Genomic DNA, 22,678 nt, shown 5'->3' on the forward strand with positions numbered 1-22,678 from the left:
CGTGTGGCACCAGCCCGGCAGCAGCCAGCTCTCGGGCACCTACCGCRGCGCTCCCGCGGTGGGCGAGTTGCTGGGTGCCACCATGACGCTCAGCGAGGGCACCCTCAGGCTCGCGGCGACCGGTGCTCCCATGGTCAATGGCGACGTGTGTGCGTTTCCCATCCACTTCAGCGGCAAGCGCAGCAACGGTGCCGAGATGTCGATGGACGGTGTCGACGTGCTCAGGATCGAGGGTGAGAAGATCGCGGAGGTGTGGCTGTTCTCCTCCGCGCAGGCGGATGAGGACGCCTTCTGGGGCGCCGGCTGAGCGCGGATCCCGGTGTACGGGTCGCGCGTCAGATGTCTCCCTCCGGCGCCGTTCTCGCCGCTGGGCCGCCTATAGTTTCGATCAGAGATCCTCAGTCTCGGTGCAGCCGAAAGGGCCGGCCTCATGGCACAGCAGCCGGAGTGGAACGTGCTGATGAGGACCTGCCCGTCGCGCCTGTCGCTCACCCACATCGCCAACAAGTGGACCGCGATGATCGTGATTGTGCTGGGCGACGGTAGGCACCGCTTCGGTGACCTTCGCGAGGCGGTCGACGGGATCAGCGGCAAGGTCCTCACCGAGACGTTGCGGGTGCTGGAACGCGACGGCCTGGTCGAGCGGCACGTCTACGCCGAGATGCCGCCCCGCGTCGAGTACGAGTTGACCGCGTTGGGGCAAACCCTGCACGGGCCCCTCCAGGCGTTGGCCCACTGGGCCGAGGAGCACATCGCCGAGGTCCTCGTGGCCCGTGACCATTTCAGCGCCCCGCCGTTGACTCCACACACCGCCTCGGTCGACTGAACACACCCGCCAGGTCCAGGTGCTCGCGGAGGAACCGGCCGGTGATGCTGGCGGGATCATCCGCGATTTGTTGTGGTGTGCCGAAGGCGGTGACTCTTCCCCCCGCGGTGCCGCCGCCGGGGCCCATGTCGATGATGTAGTCGACGTTCGCGATCATGTCGAGGTCGTGCTCGATGACGATCACGGTCGCGCCTTTGGCTCCGAGGCGGTCGATCACACCGAGCAGGACGCGGATGTCGAGCGGGTGCAGGCCGACGCTGGGCTCGTCCAGGACGAAGAGGGTGTCGGACTGGTCCCGGTTCAGCTCGGTCGCGAGCTTGAGCCGTTGCGCCTCACCGCCGGAGAGCGCGGGGGTGTCCTCGCCCAGGGTGAGGTAGCCCAGTCCCAGGTCGACGAGGGTTTGGAGCTTCTTGCATACGGGTGCGAGGTCCGGCACTGCCGCGGCGGCCTGCCGTACCGTGAGTGCGAGCAACCCGGGCAGCGAGAGCGCGGCGCCGTCGTGCGCGGTGCGGCGGATGTCGTCGGCCCCGGGCGCGTATCGGGTGCCGCCGCAGTCGGGGCAGGGGATGTCGACGTCGGGGAGAAACTGCACGTCGAGGGAGATCTGACCGGTGCCCTGGCACCGCGGGCAGCGCAACGAGCCGGTGTTGTAGGAGAAGTCGGACGCGGTCAATCCGCGCTCGCGGGCCGGATCGGTCGCGGCGTACGCCCGGCGCAGGTCATCGAGGATGCCGCTGTAGGTCGCCACGGTGGAGCGCACGTTGGTGCCGATCGGAGTCGCGTCGACCGCGTTCACCCTTTTGATGCCGGGCGCCTGGAGCGTGACCACGTGATCCGGCATCGCCGTCGCTGAGGTCTTCGCGCGTAGGGCCGGGATCAGGCTGTCCAGGACCAGCGTGGTCTTGCCGGAGCCGGACATGCCGGTCACCGCGGTGAGCCGGCCCTTCGGTATCTCGACGTCCAGGGCGTGCACCGTGTGCAGGGGGTGGGTGCTCAGGCGGATGCGGCCGTGGTCGAACAGTGCGGCGGGGTCGGCCTGGTCGCGTACGACGATCGGTTCCCGGCCGGCGAGGAAGCCGCCGATGAGCGAGGCGGAGTCTTCGCCCAGGTCCTCGACCGTGCCGGTGGCGAGCACGGTGCCGCCTTCGCTGCCGGAGCCGGGGCCGATCTCGATGAGCCAGTCGGCCTCGCGGAGCACCTGTACGTCGTGGTCGACCAGGACGACGGAGTTGCCGTCGCGGAGGAGGTCCCGGATCACGCCGATCAGGCCGTCGATGTTCGCCGGGTGCAGGCCGATGGACGGCTCGTCGAGGACGTACAGCACGCCGGTGGTCTGGTTACGCACCGCGCGGGCGAGCTGGACGCGCTGCCGCTCGCCGGTGGAAAGCGTGGAGCTGGCCCGGTCGAGACCGAGGTATCCCAGTCCCAGCTCGACCAGGCGCCGCGCCATCCCGGTCAGCTGCGAGACGATCATGGCGGCCATCGGGCGCATCTCGGCCGGCAGCGTGTCCTCGACCGTCAGGGCCCACGCGATCCCTTCATCGAGGGTCTTCGCGGTCGCCTCGGCGAGGTTGATTCCCGCGACCTGCGTGCCGCGGGCTTGCTCGCTGAGCCTGGTCCCGTGGCACGACGGGCACACCTGGCTGCTGATGAACCTGTTCACCCGGCTGAGGCCGCGCTCGCTGGAGGCGTTGTTCAGCGCTTCTCGTACGGCCAGCCGGGCGTTGCGGTAGGTGAAGTTCAGCTCGAACAGCTTCCCGCTCTTCGAGGGCACCGAGATGTGCCGCTTCTCCTCCGGGCCGTGCATGACGACGTTCCGCTCCGCGTCGGTGAGCTGCGCGTAGGGCACATCGGTGCGTACTCCTAGCTCGGCGACGACCTGGGGCATGACCGTCAATCCGAACATCGACCACGGCGCCACCGCGCCGTCGGCGATCGTCCGGGACGGGTCGGGCACCAGCGCGGCCTCGTCGACCTCCCGGAAGAGGCCGGTCCCGGTGCAGGTCGGGCATGCTCCGTCGGAGTTGAACGCCAGCGATTCCGCGCCCGGCGGGTAGAACACGGCCCCGCACACCGGGCACGTCAGGTCCAGGTTGGCGGCGACGTCGATGGTCGGCTCGAGCCGGTGCCCGTTCGGGCAGACGTGCGCCCCGAGCCGGGAGAACATCACCCGCAGCACGTTGAGCAACTCCGTCGAGGTGCCGAACGTGCTCCGTACCCCCGGCACTCCCGGACGCTGGCGCAAGGCCAGCGCCGCGGGAATGTGCCGGACGCTGTCCACCGCGGCGCGCGTGGCGTGGGACATGCGACGGCGGGTGTAGGTCGAGAGCGCCTCGATGTAGCGGCGCGAACCCTCCGCATACAACACGCCCATCGCCAGCGACGACTTCCCCGACCCGGACACCCCCGCCACCGCCACCAACTGCCGCAGCGGCACATCCACGTCGATGCTCGACAGGTTGTGCACCCGCGCACCGCGCACCTGGATCGCCAACGGTGACTCCTGCCGCAGGTCCGTCATTGTCACTCCTGGGTGGGTCGGGCCCTGGCACGGGAAGCCGAACAGTTCACGACCGCGGCGGAGCCCGGTTCGTGCTGGAGGGAGAGCTGTTCTCGCCGCTGGACAGCAATGGTCACGACGCGGAACCAGGTACCTCAAGGTAACCAAAACAGGATGTGGTCGAGATCATAAGACGACCCTGAGCGGGATCCAGGTGTCCGGCCTCGCCGCGACGGCCTCAGCGTCGCAGGCGCGCGGGCGTGCCGGGCCCGCTGCGGCGCACGAGCCAGGCCTCGGTGATGTGCGTGAACGTTGCCTCGGCGGCGCCGCTCGGGTCGTGGGCGGCGATGCGTTCGTAGATGCGGCGGTGGCCGCGGTTGGACTCCACGCACATGGCACGCGCGGGGTTGCCCATGTATCGGGCGGTGTTGACGACCTGGCTTTCCAGCGAGCGTACGACGGCCCGGGCGATGCGGTTCTCCGAGGCTTGCATGATCGTGTCGTGAAAGGCGCGGTCGTGCTCGGCGTAGGTGGTCGGGTCGTCGGCGAGCTGGTCCATCCGGTCGACGAGCTCGCGGAGCCGGTCGATGGTGTCCTGGTCTGCCAGCCGGGCGGCGAGGTGGGCCATGTCGGACTCCAGCAGCCGCCGGGTGGTGACGAGGTCGTCGAGGATCGCCAGGCTCTCGTCCTCGGCGATGGTCGCGGCCAGGACGAGTTCGTCGAGCATGTCCCACGTCGTCGGCGGTGTCACCAGCGTGCCGGTGCCCTGCCGGACCCGCACCAGCCCCTTCTCCTGAAGGATCTTCACCGCGTCCCGGACGACCGTCCGGCTCACCGAGAAGGTCTCGCCGAGCGCGGGCTCCGGCGGCAGCGGAGTACCGGGCTGGTACACGCCGCGGACGATGCGCTGCACCAGCTCCGCGGTCACGGCCTTGGCGAGATTCGCCGGTCGTCGTGCCCACTCCGGCGCTGGAGCGCCGGCGGCTGCTTGCCGGATCCCGGTCATGTCTCCTCCGATCGCCCACTGCTGGCGGCGCTGCTGCCGCGCTGAGTCTACGCGGATACGTTGACGTCATACGTCATACGAGTTACTTTCCTCTCACTTCTTGCACCGAGGGCCGCGGGCAGTACCCGGACGACATCCCGACCTTCGTCGCCGAGGTACTGATCGCGGCGCGCCGTTCGGCACCAGGCCGCGTGCTCGATGTCCGCGTCGCCCCGTAGGTCACATCCACCGAAGAAGGGAACCGTCGTGTCTCGTTCCGCCACGCCGTATCACCGAAGGCCCGCCGCGGTATTGATCGCTGCCGCGCTGCTCGCCGGGTCGCTGACGTCCCCGGCGGAGGCGGGTCGATCGACTCACACCATCGTCGTCGCACCCTCCGGAGCGAGGCATGCCGACGACCGGGGCCCGGGCACGAGTGGCCGGCCGCTGGCAACCGTTCAGGAGGCACAGAGGCGGGCGCGGGCCGCGGCGGCCAAAGGCAACCGGGACGTCACCGTCCAACTGCTGGACGGCAGCTACCGGCTGAACTCGCCGTTGCGGTTCGGTGCCGTCGACTCCGGCCGCCGTGGGCACACCGTGACCTGGAAAGCCGCGCGCGGAGCCAAGCCCGTCCTGAGCGGTGCCCGAGCCGTCACCGGTTGGCAGCTCGACGACGCCGCGACGGGAATCCACAAGGCCGACGTCGGTACCGGATTCGACAGCCGGCAGCTGTACGTCGACGGGGTCCTGGCCCAGCGAGCGCGGCTCGGCTTGGCGCGCAGCGACATCACGCTGAACCCGGCCGGCTTCACCGTCAACAATCCGAAACTCGCCTATCTGGCCGCACTGCCGCACCAGGAACGCATCGAATTCCAGGCCATGCTGACGTTCACCAACCGCTTCGCGCCGGTGCGGAGCATCACCGGCTCGACCGTTGTCATGCAGCAGCCCGCGTGGAACAACAACACCTACGGCTACGACACCCTCCAGTCTCCCTTTCGGACTCCGGTGTTCTCCCTGCTCAACGCCAAGAGCTTCGTGGATGAACCCGGCGAGTGGTACCTGGACGAGAGCGCGGGGACGCTGTACTACAAGCCACTTCCAGGCCAGGACCTGCGGCGCGCACGAGTCGAGCTGCCGCGACTGGAATCGCTGATCGAGGTCGGTGGCAGCTACGCCGAGCCGGCCACCGACCTCCGCTTCGAGGGGCTGACCTTCACCGGCACCACCTGGCTGCGGCCCAGCTCCCAGGACGGATACGCCAACCAGCAGACCGGAACGTTCATCACCGGCGTGCAGCCGGACCGTCCCGCCGACGCGTTCACCTCCTGCGCGGTCGGCTGCCGAGGATTCGAGGGATCCCGCAACAACTGGGCGCAGGCCGCCGCGGCGGTGCAGGTATCCGCAGCCGAGCGGATCAGCTTCCTCGACAACACCTTCGTGAATCTCGGCTCCGTCGGCCTGGGCATCGGCAACGACGCCAACGCCCACGCCACCGGGGTGGGACTTGGCGCCCACGACATCTCGGTCGTGGGCAACACGTTCACCGCGAGCGCCGGCGGCGGCATCGTGGTCGGCGGCGTCCGCCCGGATGCCCACCACCCGTCCGACCCGCGCATGATCAACAGCGACATCCGGCTCAGCGACAACCGCATCCACGCCACGGCCCTGGAGTACCTCGACCAGGACGCGATCTTCGCCAGCTATGTCACTCGGCTGGCCATCGAGCACAACTCCATCGCGGACATGCCGTACACCGGGATCGGGATCGGCTTCGGCTGGGGCGCCAACGACCCGGGTGGCAGTCCCGAGTACCGCAACCGTGGTCTCTACGATTTCCAGCCGGTCTACGACGCCCCGACGACCCTCAGCGAGGTCCGGGTCGCCGGCAACCATCTGCGGAACGTCGTGCGAACCCTGACCGACGCCAGCTGCATCTACACGCTCTCGGCGATGCCGGGCAGCCGCATCGACGAGAATTTCTGCGAGACCAGCGGGCAACTCGGTCTGTACTTCGACGAGGGTTCTCGGTTCATCGGCGTCGGCCGCAACGTCTTCGTCAACACCGCCGGGCAGTGGGCGCATGCCAACAACCAGAACGGCAACCGCACGGGCGACCTCATCGTGGTCGACAACTTCGCGACCAATCCCGCCATCACCGGCATCGTGAACGGCAGCCGCGGCAACGTCGCCGGGGGCAACGTCACCATCAGCGCGGCGAATCCGCCCCACGACGCCAGCCGGGTGATCTTCCATGCGGGCCCGACCGGGGGATACCGGAGCCCGGACCCGCATCGTCCGCCGGTCAGCGCGGTCCTCACCGCCTACCCGGCCACCGTGAGCGCCGGCGGCTCCGCCACGGTCACCGCCACGGTGCAGGACGTCAGCGATCGCGGCGTCGCCAACCTGACCGCCTCGCTGACGGTCGCCCAGGGCTGGCGGGCCGTACGGATCGGGAAGCCCCTGGGATCCCTGAGCCCGGGGGCCACGGCGACCCAGTCGTGGACGGTCACCGCACCCGCGTCGTTCACCACCCCGGTCAGCCGGGCGTCCCTCGAGGCGGCGCTGAGCTTCCGTGCGAACGGGATCCGGTACGCCGTCACCCGGTCGCTCCTGCTGACTGCCCTCAATCCGCTGTCCACGCTGCGGGGATACGGATCGGTGCCCAGCCGGTTCGCCGAGGCCGCGTCCGAGTACGCCATCATCACCTCGGGCACCGACATGTGGCAGGACGCCGGCGGCTCGTTCGATGAGTACGGCACCATCTACCGGGACGACGCGGTCGGCAACGCCGCCACCGTGACCGCGCGGGTCACCCACCTGGACAACACCGATCCGTGGGCCAAGGCGGGTGTGGCCATCCGCAACGACCTCACCGGGGCGCGGACCTCGGCCGGCTACGCCGTCATGGTCGTGACGCCCGGCAACGGAGTCGCCTTCCAATGGGATGCCGATGCCAACGGCTATCTCGACTCGTTCAGCACCGTCGGCGGAATCCGGGCGCCGGCCTGGGTGCGTCTGGTCCGCTCCGGAAATCAGGTCAGTGGCTACTATTCCACCGACGGAACCACCTGGGTCAAGGTCGGCTCGACGGTGAGTCTTCCCGGCATCGCCGCGGCGCAGGACGCCGGGCTGATCGCCACCTCCCATGCCGCCGGCGTGCAGGGGCAGTACACCTTCGGCAACTTCAGCGTCGCATAGCACGAGCGCGGGCCCGTCGTGCGGTTCGGTGCGGGGCGTTCACCCGGACCGACGCGGCGGGCAAGATTGTTCCCGCGAGAAGCGCACGACGGCGCTGAACGAAACGATGGGGGAAAGCGGATGAAGCGGGTCGCATCGATTATCCAGCTCCGGCCGGAGAAGGCGGAGGAGTATCTCGCGCTGCACGCCGACGTCTGGCCAGGCGTCGAACAGCGGCTGCGGGACAGCAACATCACCAACTATTCGATCTTTCTCCGGGACGGCGTGCTCTTCTCCTACTACGAGTACGTCGGCGATGACTTCGACGCCGACATGGCGGCGTTGTCCGCCGACGAGAGCACCCGCGCCTGGTGGAAGCTGACCGACCCGTGCCAGCAGCCCTTGCCCACCGCCGGCCCCGGCGAACGGTGGGTCGAGGCCACGGAGGTCTACCGCCTGCGGGAGCAGCCATGACGGGCGGCACCGCACCCACCCGGCACCGGTTGGACGCGAGTCTGTGGCGGCTCGGTCATTCGTCGATCGCATCGAGGGGGTCGTCGATGAGGCTGATCGCCAGCCATTGCTCGACGGCGGCGATGTGCACGGTCGCGGCGGAGACGGCCAGCGGCGCATCACGCGTCTGCAGCGCATGGAGGATCTCCTCGTGGTCCTGTTTCGCGCTGTCCAGGGCGTGACGGGTTCGGGTGCCTCGGACGATGCGCACCCGCTGGGTCCGGGTGGAGAGAACCTGCAGCAGCATGGAGAGCACCGGGTTGCCGACGGCTTCAACGATGCGCAAGTGGAAGGCGGTGTCATGGGCGACGAACTCTTCGACAGTGGCGGCGGAGCGGCCCCGGTCGAGGATGTCGCGGAGTTCCTGAAGGTCGTGCGGTCGCAGCAGCGCCGCGGCCAATCCGGTCGCCTGCGGTTCGAGCATTCTGCGCACCTGTAGCAGCTGCTGGGCGGTGCGCCCCTGCGAGACATCGGCGGCGAAGGACAGGGTTTCGAGCAGGAGGTGGGGCTCCAGGCTGGAGACGTAGGTGCCGTCGCCCTGCCGGGTGACCAGGATTTTCATGGCGGTCAACGCCCGAACCGCCTCGCGGAGCGTGCCGCGGGACAGGCCGAGCTGGCCGGCGAGAACGTCCTCCTTGGGCAGCCGGGCGCCGGGCGGAAGCTCCCCGGCCAGGATCATCGACTTGATCTTGTCCATCGCCTCGTCCGTCAGTGCCACGAGTTGCCTCTCTCTGTGCGGTGTGCCGGGACCTGCGGCTATTCCTGCTTCTCGCCCGAGGCGAAGCGGGAGATGATCAGCGCGACGATGATGATGGCGCCGTTGAGGAACTGATTCCACAGGGGCGGGACGCCTGCCAGGGTCATGACGTTGACGACGAGCTGGAGCGTCAGCACACCCGTCAGGGCTCCGAACACCGAGCCCTTGCCGCCGTTGAGGCTGACGCCACCGATGACGGTCGCGGCGAAGACCTGAAAGATCCAGCCGCTGCCCTGGGTGGCGGAGATGGAGCCGTAGTGGCCGGTGTAGAGGATGCCGGCGAACGCGGCGAGCAGGCTGCCGATGATCAGAACGATCCACACGATCCGGTCGACGCGGATGCCGGCGGTGCGAGCGGCCTCCGCGTTGCCGCCGATGGCGTACAGCGCCCGGCCGTGCCGGAGCCATGCCAGTGCGCTGGCACCCACCGCGAACAGCACCACGCAGATCCAGATGGCGGCCGGGACGCCGAGCCACGCGGTCTTTCCCAGGTAGGCGAACGACGGTGGCAGCTCCACGATGGACTGGCCCTCGGAGATGGCCAGTTGGAGTCCGCGCAGCATGGTCAGGGCGCCGAGGGTGACGATGAACCCGTTGAGGCGCAGCTTGAGGATGAGGAATCCGTTGAAGGCGCCGATCGCCGCGCCGGCCAGGAGGCACAGCGGGACCGCCATCCATTCGGGGAACAGCCCGAGACCGGTGAACCGCGCACCGCTGGCGGGCAGCACGAGCCAGACGGCGATGACGGGCGCCACACCGATGGTGGATTCCAGGGACAGGTCCATCCGCCCGGAGATCAGGATCAGCGCGGTGGCCAGCACGAGCAGGCTCAGCTCGGTGGACTGCTGCAGGACGCCGATGAGGTTGTCGGCGGTGAGGAAGGCCGGCGAGACGATGAACCCGATCAGCATCAGGACGAGGATGGCCGGGATCAGAGACAGCTCACGGAAGCGGCCGAGGTCGATCCGGCGGCGGTCGGTGGCCGCGGCGGTCGGATCCGCCGCGCTAGCTGCGGGCTCGGTGAGGTCTGTGGTGGCGGACATGACTACCTTCCGTGCTCGTCGGTGCCGGGTGCGGTGGATGCGGCGGAGGTGCCGACGCCCTCCATGGCGGCGACGACGTGTTCGTCCTGCCAGCCGCGGTCGAACTCGGCGACCGTCCGGCCGTGGAACATGACGACGACCCGGTCGCACCCGCGGAGGTCGTCGAGTTCGTCGGAGACGATCAGTGCGGCCTTGCCGTCGTCGGCGACCTGCCGGATCCTGCCGAGCAGGAACTCCTTGGACTTGATGTCGACGCCGTTGGTGGGCCTGATGGCGACCAGCACATGCGGGTCGGTGGCCAGGGCGCGGGCGACGACGACCTTCTGCTGGTTGCCGCCGGAGAGGGCGGCGACCGGGGTGGCGGCGCCGGGGGTCTTGATGTCGAGATCTCGGATCATGCGCTCGGCGAAGGCCCGGGTGCGGGCGGGCAGTACCGTGCCGAACGGGCCGAGTTGGTCGGTGACGGTCAGCGTCGCGTTCTCCGCCACGCTGCGGTTGTTGACCAGTCCTTGCAGGTGGCGGTCCTCGGGGATGAAGCCGACCCCGGCGGCGAGGGCGGCCGGAACGCTGCCGGTGCGCAGGGTCCGGCCGTTGACGGCGATCCTGCCGTGCTCGGCGTGGTGCAGGCCGGCGACGGCCTCGCCTACTCGCACGTTGCCGCTGGCCGTCGCTCCGGCGAGCCCGACCACCTCACCTGAGCGGACCGACAGGGACAGGTGCCCGCAGGCACCGGGAAGGGTCAGGTCCTCGATCGCCAGGAGTTCCGGCGCGCTGGTCCGCTCGGCCGCGGCGCCGCTGACAGCGGCGGCTGCCGGGGTGGCGGACTCGCCGGTCAGGGCCTCCACCAGCGCCTGGTGACCGAGTTCGGCCACGGGTGCGGTCAGGATGTGGGCGGCATCGCGGTAGACCGTGACCGTGGTGCAGAGGTCGTACACCTCTTGCAGGTGGTGGGAGATGAAGAGGAAGGCGATGCCCTGCTGGGCCTGGAGGTCGCGGAGCTTGTCGAAGAGCCGGCCGATGCCGCGGGCGTCGAGCTTCGCGGTCGGCTCGTCGAGAATGATGAAGCGGGCGCCGAAGGACAGCGCCCGGGCTATCTCGATGAACTGCCGCTGCTCGACGGTCAGGTCCTTCGCGCGCGCGGCGGGGTCGGACCGCCACGCCGTACTCGCCGAGGAACTCCGAGGCGCGCCGGCGTAGTTGCTTCCAGCGGATGGGCCGGAACGCGGCAGCGCTCTGCCGGTTCAGGAAGAGATTCTCGGCGACGGTCAGCTCACCGATGATCGTGGAGCGCTGGTAGACGCAGGCGACGCGGGAGCGCCAGGCGTCGATGTCGCCGACGGCCGGCGCCGGCTCTCCCGAGAAGCGCAGGGAACCGGTGTCGGGCGGCTGGAGGCCGGTGAGAATGGACACGAGCGTCGACTTGCCGGCGCCGTTGCGTCCCACCAGGGCGTGCGACTCGCCCGCGGCGATGCTGATGCGGGCGTCGCGCAGCGCGATGGTCGCGCCGAACCGTTTGCTGATGCCGGTCGCCTCGGCCACCAGGGCCGGATTCCCGGGGCCGATCGCCGGGGCGGTCGCGGTGTCCGCCATGGTGGTTGCCGTCCTTCGTGGTGGGATGCCGGGGTCGAGGGGTCTCGAGGGCGGGGCGTGCCCGCCCCCTCGACGTGACAGACGGGAGCTGCCGGCCGTCAGCCGACGTTGTTGCCCCACAGGGCCTTGTCGTCCACGTTGTCCTTGGTCACCAGCGGCGCGGGCAGCTGGTCCTCCAGGCCGTTCGGGATCTTGATGATGGTGGAGTCGTGGTCGGTCGGGCCCGGGTTGAAGGTCTTGCCCTCGACCGCGGCCTGGGCGTAGGAGAGGGCGTACTTGGCGTAGAGGTCGGCGGGCTGGGAGATCGTGGCGTCGATCTGGCCCTTGCGGATGGCGTCGAACTCCTGCGGGATGCCGTCGTTGGAGATGATCGTGATGTGGCCCGGCTGGCCCGCCGGCTTGAGCAGCTTCTTCTGCTCCAGCAACGCCAGGGTCGGTTGCAGGAAGACACCGCCGGCCTGCATGTAGATGCCGTTCAGGTCGGGGTGCTGGGCGAGCAGGCTCTGCAGCTTGGCGGAGGCCACGTCGCCCTTCCAGTCGGTGGGCAGCTCGAAGAACTGGATCTTCGGGAACTTCTCCTTCATGCAGGCGGCGAAGGCCTCGGAGCGGTCGCGCCCGTTGATGGAGTCCAGGGCACCCTGGAACTCGGCGACCTTGCCCTTGCCGCCCAGCTGCTCGCCGAGGAATTCACAGGCCTTGGAGCCGTACGCCCGGTTGTCGGCGCGGACCACCATGTAGACGTCGCCCTTGTCGGGCCTGGTGTCGACGCTGACCACGGGGATCTTCTTGGCCGCGAGGTTGTCGAGGGTGGAGGCGATGGCGCCGGTGTCCTGGGGGGCCATGACGACGGCCTTGGCCCCGGTGTTCTCGAACACCTGGACGTTGGCGACCAACTTGGTGACGTCGTTCTGCGAGTTGCTCAGCGGCAGGGCGTTGACGCCGCTGGACTCGATGTCCTTCTTCACGTACTGGGCGTAGGAGTTCCAGAAGTCGGAATCGGAACGGGGCAGGTCGATGCCGATGGCCGGCTTGGCAGCGCTGCCGGAGCCGGCCGGGTCGGAACTGTCGCGGTTGCACGCGGTGGTCAATGACAGCACCGCGATGACGGTGGTGATGGTGGCGGCGGTGGATCTGGTGCGAGCGAGCTTCATGGCCGTGTTCTCTCTTCAGGATGAGGAGCCGCCGGGCGGCGGACGAGGGTGACGTGCTCGCCCGCAGAAGGATGATGCCGCCGGGCGGGCATGCCGCAGTCCGGTTCAGGCGCATTCGGACCGGATTATTCCTCCGATGTATCTGGTCTGGAGAACGTTACGACGATGTTGCCAGCATTGGCAAGAGTCATTTCCCCGTCGATCTCATGACCTCGTACGGGCGCCCTCCGCGGCGCCGTCCGCAGCCTCCTGTTGCCCGTACGCGAGGCCTTGACCTGCATTTCTCTCGTTCCCAAGGCTACCTGGCGCGGGGTTCGACGGTGCTCGACCGGCCAACTCTGAGGGCATCGTTGTCAGGCGGCCTTTTCTCCGTCTACAGTCACGGTGGCGCATACATCCGATGACTGAAATTCGGCATGGCAAGGGAGCTACCCAGTGAAACCGTTACGCGCCGGCTCCCCCGGCGATGAGCGGCCCGCCACCTTCGGCCAAGCGTGAAAGGCGATTTCTTGACTGCAACATCCCCCCGGATCATCGCGGTCGACACCTTCGACGTCCGCTTCCCGACCTCCCGGGAGCTGGACGGGTCCGATGCGATGAACCCGGACCCGGACTATTCCGCCGCCTACGTGGTGCTGCGCACGGATGCCGGTGACGGGCTGGACGGCCACGGCTTCACGTTCACCATCGGACGCGGCAACGACGTCCAGGTCGCCGCGATCGGGGCGCTGCGACTCCATGTTCTCGGCCGTTCCGTTCAGGAGCTGTGCGCCGACCCGGGCTCGCTCAGCCGCGCTCTGATCGGGGACAGCCAGTTGCGCTGGCTCGGCCCCGAGAAGGGCGTGATGCACATGGCGATCGGCGCCGTCGTCAACGCCGTGTGGGACCTGGCCGCCAAACGGGCCGGCAAGCCGCTGTGGCAGCTGCTCGGCCACGCCGACCCCGAGTGGCTGGTCTCCCAGGTCGACTTCCGGTACATCGGCGACGTGCTGAGCCCGGCGGAGGCCCTCACCCTCCTCCGCGAGGGCCGGCAGGGACTCGCGAACCGCGAGGCGACCCTGCTGGAGAGCGGCTACCCCGCCTACACCACCTCGCCCGGCTGGCTCGGCTACTCCGACGACAAACTCACCCGGCTGGCCAAGCAGGCCGTCGCCGACGGCTTCACCCAGATCAAGCTCAAGGTCGGCGCCGACCTGGACGACGACATCCGCCGGCTGCGGACGGCCCGGGCGGCCGTCGGCGACGGGATCCGCATCGCCATCGACGCCAACCAGCGGTGGAACGTGGACGAGGCGATCGACTGGACCACCGCGCTCGCCGAGTTCGACCCGTACTGGATCGAGGAGCCCACCAGCCCTGACGACATCCTCGGACACGCCGCCATCCGACAGGCCGTCGCCCCGGTGAAAGTCGCCACGGGCGAGCATGTGCAGAACCGCGTCATGTTCAAGCAGCTCCTCCAGGCCGGCGCCATCGACGTCCTGCAGATCGACGCGGCCCGGGTCGGCGGCGTCAACGAGAACATCGCGATTCTGCTGCTCGCGGCGAAATTCGGGGTGCCGGTATGTCCGCACGCCGGCGGGGTGGGGCTGTGCGAACTGGTGCAGCACCTGTCGATGTTCGACTACCTGGCGCTGTCCGGCACCACCGAGAACCGGGTCATCGAGTACGTCGACCACCTGCACCAGCACTTCATCGCGCCCGTGGTGATCCGTGAGGGCCACTACACCGCGCCGCTCACCCCCGGTTTCTCCGCGACCATGCGGCAGGAGTCCCTCGCCGAATACCGTTACCCGGACGGAACGTTCTGGGTTGCCGACCGCGCCGGAGAGGACGCCAGATGACCGGCCTGACCGGGCTCGAGGCAGTTGTCACCGGCGGCGCCGCCGGCATCGGACCCGCCACGGCCCGCGCGCTGGCCGCCCAGGGCGCGACGGTGGCCGCGCACGGGCTGCGGCTGCGCCCAGCGGGGCGGTCGTGAGGACCACGACGCTGGGCCGCAGCGCGGTCAGGGTCACGCCGCTCGCGCTCGGCTGCGCGGGCCTCGGCAACCTCTACCGCCCGGTCACCGACGAGGTCGCCCTCGCCACCGTGCAGGCGGCCTGGGACGCCGGAATCCGCACCTTCGACACCGCTCCGCACTACGGGCTCGGCCTGTCGGAGCGGCGGCTGGGCATGGCGCTGCGCGGCCTGCGCCGGGACACGTACACCTTGTCCACCAAGGTGGGCCGGTTGCTCGTGCCGAATCCGGGGGGTGACGCCGGCGACGACCTCGCCCATGGTTTCGCCGTGCCGGCCACCCACCGCCGTGTCTGGGATTTCACCGCCGACGGGGTGTTGCGCTCGCTGGAGGCGAGCCTGGGCCGCCTCGGCGTCGACCGGATCGACGTGGCGCTGCTGCACGACCCCGACGACCACGCCGAGCAGGCTCTGCGCGAGGCGTACCCGGCACTGGAGCGGCTGCGCGCCGAGGGCGTGGTCGGGGCGATCGGCGTCGGCATGAACCAGTCCGCGCTGCCCGCTCGCTTCCTGCGCGAGACCGACATCGACGTCGTGCTCCTCGCCGGCCGCTACACCCTGCTGGAGCAGGATGCCCTCGCCGAACTGCTGCCCGCGGCCAGCGACCGCGGCCGCAGCGTCGTCATCGGCGGCGTCTTCAACTCCGGCCTGCTCGCCCACCCGCGACCCGGTGCGACCTATGACTACGCCCCGGCGCCACAACCGCTGCTCGACCGCGCGCTGCGCCTGCTGGCGGTCACCGAACGCCACGGGGTGCCGCTGCGCGCCGCCGCCCTGCGCTTCCCCTTCGGTCACCCCGCGGTCGCGAGCGTCCTGAGCGGCGCCTCCTCCCCCGACCAGGTGCGCGACACCGTGGAGCAGCTGCGGCGCCCGATCCCGGACGCCCTCTGGGACGAACTTCGCGCCGAGGAACTGCTGGCGCCGGGCGTCCCGGGACCACCACGCGCATAGCCCCTTTCATCACCCACCCCTTCCGGCTCCTGCGCGGGCATGGTGGCCGCGAGCGCATGGTGCGCGTCGGCGACCGCCCGCTCCGGCTGCTGCGCGCGGTGCCTACTCTCGGTCGGCGGTGCTGAGCCGATGGCGCTCCCCGCCGACCGTAAGGTCGAGCCGGACGTCCGGGACGCCGGGCGCGCTCAGCGTGATGACCGTCGCGCGGCCGGGGCGCACGTAGACGACTGCGCGGGCGTCCTGCGTGCGACGGCTCGGCTCGGAGTACGGCGTCGGGTCGCCGAGGTCACCGTTGTCCAGACCGAGGAGGTCGCCGCCGGACACCTCGACGGAGACGGGCCGGTCGTCGGTGGCGATGTTCCCGTGCTCGTCGCGCAAGGCGACCTCGACCTGGATCACGTCGTCGCTCGCGAGCCCGACCGCGGTGCAGAGCGCCGCGACGTCGCTCGGGAGGCTCCACACCTGGGCGTCGAGCCGCGCGGCCTCGCCGCGCGGTCCGAGCGCGTCGCGCACGACGACGTCGCCCGTTCGCCCGACGACGGCCAGCGGCGCGGCCCGGTACGGCACGACCGCGCTCCACCACCCGGCCGCGTCGTCGAAGGTCAGCGGGACCTCCTCGTCGCCGCAGGTCAGGATCAGTTCGTCGGCGTTGCCGCAGCAGATCACCTCGACCTGCTGTCCGGGCTCGTGGTTCCAGGTCCGCGAGACGGGGTGGGTCCAGAGTTGCTTCCCGGTGTCGGCGGTGTGCGGGCGCGTGACGAGGTATACCGTCGGCTCGTCGGACCACCAGGACCGGCGCAGGTGGTAGGCGGGCTTCTCGAAGCCGGCGGTGGTGAGCAGACCCGCCGGGGAGCCGTGGACGGGCCAGCCGTGCGCCTCGCCGAGGTAGTCGATCCCGGTCCAGAGGAACTGGCCCGCGACGTAGTCCTTCTCCACGACGTGCCGCCACGCCTCATAGGAGTGTGAGTTCTCGGAGCCGACGAACGGCTGGTCCGGGAAACGGGCGTGGTCGGATTCGTACAGGTGCTCCTTGTAGTTGTAACCGATCAGATCGAGGCGGTCGAGGAGCCCTGTCAGGCTCGACAGCTCGGGAAACGCGGCGGCGAACGTGACGGGCCGGGTGGGGTCCGCGGCCCTGACCAAATCGATCAGGCGGGCCGCGATCGTCGTCAAGCGGCGCACGTCGGGCCGGGCCGGGTCATAGACCCGCTCGGCCGCGGGCTTGGCGGCGTCGTTGTTGCCGGTCATCTCCGCGAACAGCGGGCTCGCGTACGGGTCGTTGGGGTAGTCGACCTCGTTGCCGATGCTCCACGCGACGACAGCCGGGTGGTGCCGGTGGGCCTCGACCATCGCGGTGAGGTCGACGGCGTGCCAGGTGGAAAAGTCCTTCGCCGGGCCCTCGTGCCGCGGCGGGTAGACATTATGTCCCTGCCACCATTTGTTCTTCGGGTTCTCCCACTCGTCGAACGCCTCGTCGATGACGTAGAAGCCGAGGGCGTCGCACAGCGTGTAGAGCTCGGGGGCGTGCGGGTTGTGCGCCATCCGGATCGCGTTGCAACCCATCGCCTTCAGGCTGAGCAGGCGCCGCGCCCAGACGGCCGCCGGCACGGCCGTGCCGAGGACGCCTGCGTCCTCGTGCAGGCACACTCCCTTCAGCGGCCGTGGCTCGTCGTTGATGAAGAAGCCGTGGTCGGGGTCGAAGCGGATGGTCCGCAGGCCGACAACCAGTTCGTACGCGTCCTCAACGGAGCCGCGCGGAGTCGGGTGCCGCAGCGTGGTCGTCAGCCGGTACAGGTGCGGGTGCTCGGCGGACCACGGCTCGGCGCCGATGACGCGCTCGACCGCCTCAACCTCGCGGGTAGCCCCGGCCGGCACCCGCACCTCGCACGCGAACCGGTGGACCCGGTCCGAGGTCAGCGAACGCAGTTCGTGGTCCAGCGTGACGGTCGTGTCCTCGTCGCCGTCGTTCACGACGACCTGCCGGACCCGCAGGGTCGCCTCGACCGCCGCCAGCGCCACCGTCTCGACGGTGGTGCCGTGCTCGGCGAGGTGCACGGCGTCGTGGACCTCCAGGTCCACGCGTCGCGTGAGGCCGGAACCGTTGTACCAGCGCGAGTCGGACACCTCCGTCCGGTCGACGCGGACCGCGACGACGAGGTCGTCGTCGGGTGCGTAGGCGAGCAGTTCGCTGAGGTCGAACGAGAAGCGCGCGTAGCCGGAGGGCCGAGAGCCGAGGTGGTAGCCGTTCACCCACACGTCGGCGTTCTTGTACACACCGTGAAAGACCAGCCGGAGCCGCTGCCGCTCCGCCGCCCCCGGGGCGCGGCTGAGTTCCGCGAGCGAGACGTGGCCGCGGTACCAGCCCACCCCGCCGGGGAGGTAGCCGGTGCCGCTCGAACAGGACGGGTCGAAGGCGTGCTCGACGCTCCAGTCGTGTGGCACGACGACGGGGCGCCACGCGGAGTCGTCGAAGCCCTTGGCCCAGGCCTCGGGCTCGTCGGCGAGCAGGAAGGACCACCGACGGATCGGGGAGGTGCGCACAGGTAGGAACCTTCGGTCTCGGGCGGCGGGAGGCCGAGCAGGGAACGGGATGCGGTCAGGACGGGGCTGGGTCGTCGTTGACGTCGTCGGGCTCGTCCGACGGCACGAGGGCGAGCTTGGGTGCGTAGGTGGCGAAGACGGCGGTGAGCACGATCCCGCCCAGCAGCGCGACGCCCGCGAAGCCGATGAGGAACCAGATCAGCCCGTACACCGCGACCTTCGGATAGAAGACCGTGACGACGACCGGCAGGCCGGTCACGGCAAGCAGCGCCAGCGACGCGAACGGGTGCCGGACGGACATCAGCCGCGCGTTCCGGAGCACGGTGCGAAGGTCGTCGTCGAACGTGGCGAGGTAGGGGAACGCATAGAGCGCGACGAGCGTCAGGCGGAAAGCCAGAATGCCGAGGACCGTGTACAGGGCCAGCTGGACCAGGCCGGGGACGTTGAGATCGTCGGTTACGACCCACCAGGCGGCGAGCACCAGGCCCAACCCGGCGACGACCAGACCGAGGATCGTGCCCTGCCGCAGGTCGCGACGCAGCGCGCGCAGATAGTCGCCCGACACCGACTCGCTCTCGCCGCGGGCGATCCGCATCGCCGTGCCGCTCAGCGCGGTGAGCGAGGCGCCGAGCGTGACGATCGGGAGCGACGTCGCGAGGAACAGCAGGTTGAGGATCATCAGGTCCGCGACCCGGGTGAGGAAGCGCAGGAGCGGGGAATCCGCCGCGAACATTCCGGGACTGCCACTCATGCTGCTCATGCTCGTCACCTTTCGTGCCGGGAAGGCGCCGTGCGGGCCCGCTGGAGGCGGCCCCGCACGGCGGTGTTCTCGTCCGGAGGACGGACCGTACGCGATTACTTGGCCTTGTGGGTCTTGCTCCACTCGTCGACATCGGCCTGAATGGACTTCACGGCGTCCTCGAAGCCCGCGTCCTTCAGCTTCTGCCGCATCTCGGCGATCGTGGCGGCCGGGTCGGCCGTCTTGCCGTACTGAAGCTGCGGGATGTACTCCGACAGCACCCCGGCGACCGCCGTGAGGGTGGGGTCGATCTGGTCCTTCTTCACGCGCAGCGTCGAGAAGGGGTAGACCTTCGCCACACCGTCGAGGGACTTGTAGAGAGCGGCCTTGTTCGGCGCGTCCGTGACCTTGTCCGGCTCGAACTCGTCCATGCGGCCACCCCAGAAGTTGGAGTCCAGGGCGTCCTTCGAGGCGTCCCAGCCCGCCGGGCGGTCAATCTTGCCGTCCGGCGTCAGGACGTAGTCGGTGCCCTCGATGCCGTAGTTCAACAGGTAGTAGTCCGTCTTGTCATTGCGGATCAGGTCGTAGACCGCGAGCGCCTTGTCCGGGTGCTCCGAGTTCGCCGAGACCGCCATCGCGCCGTGCGTCTTGATGTCGCGGTAGATGTTGCCGTTCTCCTGGCCGAAGGAGAAGAGCTTCGGGTCGGAGCCGGGCTGCTTCTTCGTCATGTTGTCGACGATCTGCGTCACGAAAGTCTGCGTGTGGTGCTGGTCCACTCCGGACAGTCCCGCGTAGAACTGCTCTTTCGTGTCACCGTCGTAGTTCAGCGCGTCCTCGCGCCAGACGCCGAGGTCGTTCCACTGCTTCGCCTCTTGGGCCGCGGCCACGAACTCGTCGCTGTTGTAGTACCAGGAGGTGACCTTCGGAGTGGCGCCGGAGTTGTCGATCTGGAACGGGTAGGAGCTGCCCGTCGAGACCTCCTGGAGCGTGAACCAGTCGCTGTGCCCCTGCAGGTAGCCGGTGAGGGCGGACTCGTTCGACTTCGCGATGTCCCACGGGTACGCCTTGGGCTTGTTCTTCTTGACCCAGGCGAAGTACTGCGTGAACTGCTCGAACTTGGTGACGGTCCCGTCGGGGATCCCCGCCGCCTTCGCCCAGTCGCCCCGGTAGAAGAAGCCGTGGTTCGTCCACTGGGTGTAGTTGTCCTCGGGGATGAACTGGATCTTGCCGTCGTCCAGCTTCGTGAGGTCCCAGTCGCCGGACTTGTCGACCTGCGCCCAGGTCTTCGGGGCACTCCTCTTCAGCATGTCCTCCGACAGCGGCAGGAAGGCGCCCTTCTGGGCGTTCTCCCAGGTGAACAGCCAGTCCGTACCCGCGGTGATGAGGTCGATGCTGGTGTCGCCGGACAGCAGCTGGACGTTGTACTGCGTCTGCCAGTCGGCCCATTCGATGTAGTGCAGGTCGAGCGTGGCGTTCGCCTGCTCGGTGAGGCGCGGGTTCAGCACCTTGAGCATCGCCTCGAGCCGGCCGTTGCTGGGCTTGTTGCCGAGCACCAGCATCGTGACCTTCGTGGGCTTGCCCGATTCTTCGTCGTCGGTGCAGCCGGTGAGGGCTCCCAAACCCAGGGTCAGGACGGCGAGTGCCGCCCCGACTTTGACCAATGTCTTGTTCATTGGAGACTCCTTCAACTTGATGCAGGGGATGTGACGCAGGCACGGGGGTCCCGCGCGATGAGGAAGGTGCTTGGGAGCGGCCGGCAGCAGACGTCGTCGGATGCCTAGCCCTTCACGGCCCCCACCGTGATACCGCTGACGAAATACCGCTGCACGAACGGGTAGAGCAGGACGATCGGCCCGGTCGCGACCACGGCGCTCGCCATCTTCAGCGTGTTGCTCGGCAGTTCGGTGACCGAGACGTAGTTGCCCGCCATCGAACTCTTCAGCGCGTTCGCCGTGTTGATGACGTTGTACAGGTAGTACTGGAGCGGTTTGAACTCGACGGTGCTGCCCAGGTAGAGCGACGAGAGGTACCACTCGTTCCAGTACCCGAGCGCCAGGAACAAGCCGGTGGTGGCGAGCGCGGGCTTCAGCATCGGCAGCACGAGCCGCCAGAAGATCCGGAAGTCTCCCGCACCATCGACCTTCCCCGACTCAGTGATCTCGTTGGGTATCGATCGCACGAAGCTCTTCATGAGGATGATGAGCCACGGCGTCATGAGCAGCTGCAGGAACACCGCGAGGTAGTTCCCGCGCAGCCCGAGGTCGCGCGCGATCCACAGGTACGTGGGCGCGAGTCCCGCGGAGAAGAGCGTGGTGAAGTAGATGAAGAAGGAGATCCCGTTCCGGAAGGGGAAATCCTTGCGCTGCAGCGCGTAGCCGGTCATCGCGATGATGATCAGGCCGATCGCGGTGCCGAACACCGTCATCAAGATGGTGACGACATACGAGCCGATGACCTGCCGCGGCGACTTGAGGATGAATTCGTACGCGGTGAGCGAGAAGCCGCGCGGCAGCAGGCTGAAGCCGTGCTCCCTGATCTGTGACTCTTCGGAGAACGAGGCCGAGAGGATCAGCACGAAGGGCAAGATGCAGAAGATCGTGAAGACCGTGACCACGGTGTACGAGATGCCCCGGAGCGCATAGTCGCTCCTGTCGGGCCGCACCTTCCGTGGCTTCGCGACGACGCCGCTCGCCGGCACGGCATCCTTCCGTTCGGTCTTCCCGATGACCTCGTCCACGCTCGGCGCTGCCGGGCGCCCGTCAGAAGAGTGCATAGTCCTCGTTGATCCTTCGCACGATCCAGTTGCACAGCATGACCAGGGCGAAGCCGAACAGGGACTGGTAGAGCCCAACCGCCGTCGACGTCGTGAAGTTGTTCTGGCTGATGATCATTCGGTAGACGGAGGTCTCGATGATGTCGGTGGTGCCGTAGAGCGATGCGTTGTTCCCGATGAGGTTCCAGAACAGCCCGAAGTTGCCCTTCATGATCCCGCCGAGCGAGAACAGCAGGAGGATGATGAAGGTGGGCTTGAGACTCGGCAGGATGATGTAGCGGGTCCGCTGCCAGGCCGAGGCGCCGTCGATCGCGGCCGCCTCGAACAGGGAGTTGTCGATGCTCAGGATGGCGGCGAAGTAGACGATGGAGCCGTAACCGGTGCTCTGCCAGAGGTGGAACAGGATGATGATGAACGGCCACAGCCCGGCAACCGAGTAGATCTTGACCGGGTCGCCGCCGGTCTTCTCGATCAGCGCGTTGATCGCGCCGGTGTCGTAGTTCAGCAGGTTGAACGCGATGACGCCGACGAGCACCACCGAGATGAAGTACGGCAGGAACATCACCGCCTGGCTGATCTTCTTGAAGTACTTCGAGCGGATCTCGTTGAGCATGATGGCCAGCGCCACCTGGAGGATGTTCCCCAGGATGATGAAGGCCAGGTTGTAGAGGATCGTGTTGCGCGTCAGGTTCCAGAGCTGTCCCGACTTCACGAGGAACTCGAAGTTCTGGAGCCCGACGAACGGGCTGCCGAAGATCCCGTCGCGGTAGTTGAAGTTGGTGAACGCGATCCACGCGCCCGGCATCGGGCCGTAGGCGAACACGATGAAGAAGATGATCGCCGGCAGGCACATGAGGATCAGCGTCCTGCTGTGGCTGATCCGTCTCCACCGAGACTTGCGACTCTCCGTCGCCCGCGCCCGCCGCACGTCCAACTGCATCACCACGGCAGCCACCTCTCTCCTGGGTGCGCCACTGCCGCCGGGTGTTCCCAGGCGGACGGAGCGTCCGGTCCTCATTGGCCGGCGGTCACGAGCGGGACGTCACCGGGAGCGGGCCCGGACCCGTCCCCCGGATCTGGTCGAGCCGATTCGCTTCCCGGCGGGCATCG

General features: G+C 68.7%; 18 protein-coding genes and 1 pseudogene. 7 read left to right on the forward strand and 12 right to left on the reverse strand.

Annotated features, from left to right (window positions below; all coding sequences use genetic code 11):
- Together DMB66_RS61285 and DMB66_RS21365 are read left to right on the forward strand one after the other, a co-directional pair.
- Positions 1-307, forward strand: a 307-nt coding sequence (locus DMB66_RS61285; protein WP_158647311.1) for a nuclear transport factor 2 family protein, incomplete at its 5' end; no start/stop codon positions are given.
- A gap of 123 nt (positions 308-430) precedes the next feature.
- Positions 431-826: a helix-turn-helix domain-containing protein gene (locus DMB66_RS21365; RefSeq protein WP_125805885.1), complete on the forward strand. Its 396-nt coding sequence runs from the start codon at positions 431-433 to the stop codon at positions 824-826.
- Here DMB66_RS21365 and DMB66_RS21370 read toward each other — a convergent pair.
- Together DMB66_RS21370 and DMB66_RS21375 are read right to left on the reverse strand one after the other, a co-directional pair.
- On the reverse strand, positions 783-3,347 hold the full coding sequence (locus DMB66_RS21370) for an excinuclease ABC subunit UvrA (protein WP_125805886.1): 2,565 nt from the start codon (positions 3,345-3,347) through the stop codon (positions 783-785). The two genes, DMB66_RS21365 and DMB66_RS21370, sit on opposite strands and share 44 nt — an antisense overlap.
- Before the next feature lie 217 nt (positions 3,348-3,564).
- On the reverse strand, positions 3,565-4,332 hold the full coding sequence (locus DMB66_RS21375; protein WP_125805887.1) for a FadR/GntR family transcriptional regulator: 768 nt from the start codon (positions 4,330-4,332) through the stop codon (positions 3,565-3,567).
- Between the two features lie 246 nt (positions 4,333-4,578).
- On the opposite strand from DMB66_RS21375, the gene DMB66_RS21380 reads away from it, so the two are divergent.
- Together DMB66_RS21380 and DMB66_RS21385 are read left to right on the forward strand one after the other, a co-directional pair.
- Complete coding sequence (locus DMB66_RS21380; RefSeq protein WP_125805888.1) at positions 4,579-7,512, forward strand: right-handed parallel beta-helix repeat-containing protein; 2,934 nt, start codon at positions 4,579-4,581, stop codon at positions 7,510-7,512.
- Positions 7,513-7,632: 120 nt separating this feature from the next.
- Positions 7,633-7,965: an L-rhamnose mutarotase gene (locus DMB66_RS21385; protein WP_125805889.1), complete on the forward strand. Its 333-nt coding sequence runs from the start codon at positions 7,633-7,635 to the stop codon at positions 7,963-7,965.
- 55 nt (positions 7,966-8,020) lie between these two features.
- Here the strand turns inward: DMB66_RS21385 and DMB66_RS21390 are convergent, their stop codons facing one another.
- From DMB66_RS21390 to DMB66_RS21405, 5 genes and pseudogenes are all read right to left on the reverse strand, one after another.
- Positions 8,021-8,722: a FadR/GntR family transcriptional regulator gene (locus DMB66_RS21390; protein ID WP_125805890.1), complete on the reverse strand. Its 702-nt coding sequence runs from the start codon at positions 8,720-8,722 to the stop codon at positions 8,021-8,023.
- 38 nt (positions 8,723-8,760) lie between these two features.
- Positions 8,761-9,804, reverse strand: coding sequence for an ABC transporter permease (locus tag DMB66_RS21395; RefSeq protein ID WP_125805891.1), 1,044 nt, complete (start codon positions 9,802-9,804; stop codon positions 8,761-8,763).
- 2 nt (positions 9,805-9,806) lie between these two features.
- Positions 9,807-10,739 carry an ATP-binding cassette domain-containing protein gene (locus tag DMB66_RS63880; RefSeq protein ID WP_233624746.1) on the reverse strand — a complete coding sequence of 311 codons (933 nt, stop codon included), beginning with the start codon at positions 10,737-10,739 and terminating at the stop codon, positions 9,807-9,809.
- Between the two features lie 280 nt (positions 10,740-11,019).
- Positions 11,020-11,394: pseudogene (locus tag DMB66_RS63885) on the reverse strand (ATP-binding cassette domain-containing protein); the annotation flags it as partial.
- A 98-nt stretch (positions 11,395-11,492) separates the two neighbouring features.
- Positions 11,493-12,545 carry a sugar ABC transporter substrate-binding protein gene (locus DMB66_RS21405; RefSeq protein ID WP_125805892.1) on the reverse strand — a complete coding sequence of 351 codons (1,053 nt, stop codon included), beginning with the start codon at positions 12,543-12,545 and terminating at the stop codon, positions 11,493-11,495.
- A gap of 509 nt (positions 12,546-13,054) precedes the next feature.
- On the opposite strand from DMB66_RS21405, the gene DMB66_RS21410 reads away from it, so the two are divergent.
- The 3 genes from DMB66_RS21410 to DMB66_RS21420 are packed head-to-tail and all read left to right on the forward strand — an operon-like array spanning position 13,055 to position 15,515.
- Positions 13,055-14,389 carry an L-fuconate dehydratase gene (locus DMB66_RS21410; protein WP_125805893.1) on the forward strand — a complete coding sequence of 445 codons (1,335 nt, stop codon included), beginning with the start codon at positions 13,055-13,057 and terminating at the stop codon, positions 14,387-14,389.
- Positions 14,386-14,526 (forward strand): SDR family NAD(P)-dependent oxidoreductase, encoded by a 141-nt coding sequence (locus DMB66_RS21415; RefSeq protein ID WP_305025697.1) that lies wholly within the window; start codon positions 14,386-14,388, stop codon positions 14,524-14,526. Before DMB66_RS21410 ends, DMB66_RS21415 begins: the two co-directional genes overlap by 4 nt.
- Positions 14,523-15,515 carry an aldo/keto reductase gene (locus DMB66_RS21420; protein ID WP_125805894.1) on the forward strand — a complete coding sequence of 331 codons (993 nt, stop codon included), beginning with the start codon at positions 14,523-14,525 and terminating at the stop codon, positions 15,513-15,515. The genes DMB66_RS21415 and DMB66_RS21420 overlap by 4 nt, the downstream gene beginning before the upstream one ends.
- 102 nt (positions 15,516-15,617) lie before the next feature.
- Here the strand turns inward: DMB66_RS21420 and DMB66_RS21425 are convergent, their stop codons facing one another.
- The 5 genes from DMB66_RS21425 to DMB66_RS21445 all read right to left on the reverse strand — a co-directional run bounded on the left by DMB66_RS21425 (position 15,618) and on the right by DMB66_RS21445 (position 22,508).
- Complete coding sequence (locus tag DMB66_RS21425; protein WP_125805895.1) at positions 15,618-18,056, reverse strand: glycoside hydrolase family 2 TIM barrel-domain containing protein; 2,439 nt, start codon at positions 18,054-18,056, stop codon at positions 15,618-15,620.
- Positions 18,057-18,111: 55 nt separating this feature from the next.
- Positions 18,112-18,816 (reverse strand): YesL family protein, encoded by a 705-nt coding sequence (locus DMB66_RS21430; RefSeq protein WP_125805896.1) that lies wholly within the window; start codon positions 18,814-18,816, stop codon positions 18,112-18,114.
- Positions 18,817-18,911: 95 nt separating this feature from the next.
- Positions 18,912-20,468: an ABC transporter substrate-binding protein gene (locus DMB66_RS21435; RefSeq protein ID WP_125805897.1), complete on the reverse strand. Its 1,557-nt coding sequence runs from the start codon at positions 20,466-20,468 to the stop codon at positions 18,912-18,914.
- 104 nt (positions 20,469-20,572) lie between these two features.
- Positions 20,573-21,568: a carbohydrate ABC transporter permease gene (locus DMB66_RS21440; RefSeq protein WP_125805898.1), complete on the reverse strand. Its 996-nt coding sequence runs from the start codon at positions 21,566-21,568 to the stop codon at positions 20,573-20,575.
- Entirely contained in the window at positions 21,555-22,508 is a 954-nt protein-coding gene (locus DMB66_RS21445; RefSeq protein WP_125805959.1) for a sugar ABC transporter permease, read from the reverse strand. Before DMB66_RS21445 ends, DMB66_RS21440 begins: the two co-directional genes overlap by 14 nt.
- Positions 22,509-22,678 lie beyond the last annotated feature (170 nt).

This window comes from Actinoplanes sp. ATCC 53533 (assembly GCF_003947245.1).

Coding starts and splice junctions, on each gene's coding strand:
- DMB66_RS21405 (WP_125805892.1), bottom strand. CDS start 12,545: ATGAAGCTCGCTCGCACCAGATCCACCGCCGCCACCATCACCACCGTC.
- DMB66_RS21395 (WP_125805891.1), bottom strand. CDS start 9,804: ATGTCCGCCACCACAGACCTCACCGAGCCCGCAGCTAGCGCGGCGGAT.
- DMB66_RS21385 (WP_125805889.1), top strand. CDS start 7,633: ATGAAGCGGGTCGCATCGATTATCCAGCTCCGGCCGGAGAAGGCGGAG.
- DMB66_RS21415 (WP_305025697.1), top strand. CDS start 14,386: ATGACCGGCCTGACCGGGCTCGAGGCAGTTGTCACCGGCGGCGCCGCC.
- DMB66_RS21445 (WP_125805959.1), bottom strand. CDS start 22,508: ATGCAGTTGGACGTGCGGCGGGCGCGGGCGACGGAGAGTCGCAAGTCT.
- DMB66_RS21370 (WP_125805886.1), bottom strand. CDS start 3,347: ATGACGGACCTGCGGCAGGAGTCACCGTTGGCGATCCAGGTGCGCGGT.
- DMB66_RS21435 (WP_125805897.1), bottom strand. CDS start 20,468: ATGAACAAGACATTGGTCAAAGTCGGGGCGGCACTCGCCGTCCTGACC.
- DMB66_RS21375 (WP_125805887.1), bottom strand. CDS start 4,332: ATGACCGGGATCCGGCAAGCAGCCGCCGGCGCTCCAGCGCCGGAGTGG.
- DMB66_RS21440 (WP_125805898.1), bottom strand. CDS start 21,568: ATGCACTCTTCTGACGGGCGCCCGGCAGCGCCGAGCGTGGACGAGGTC.
- DMB66_RS21365 (WP_125805885.1), top strand. CDS start 431: ATGGCACAGCAGCCGGAGTGGAACGTGCTGATGAGGACCTGCCCGTCG.
- DMB66_RS21430 (WP_125805896.1), bottom strand. CDS start 18,816: ATGAGCAGCATGAGTGGCAGTCCCGGAATGTTCGCGGCGGATTCCCCG.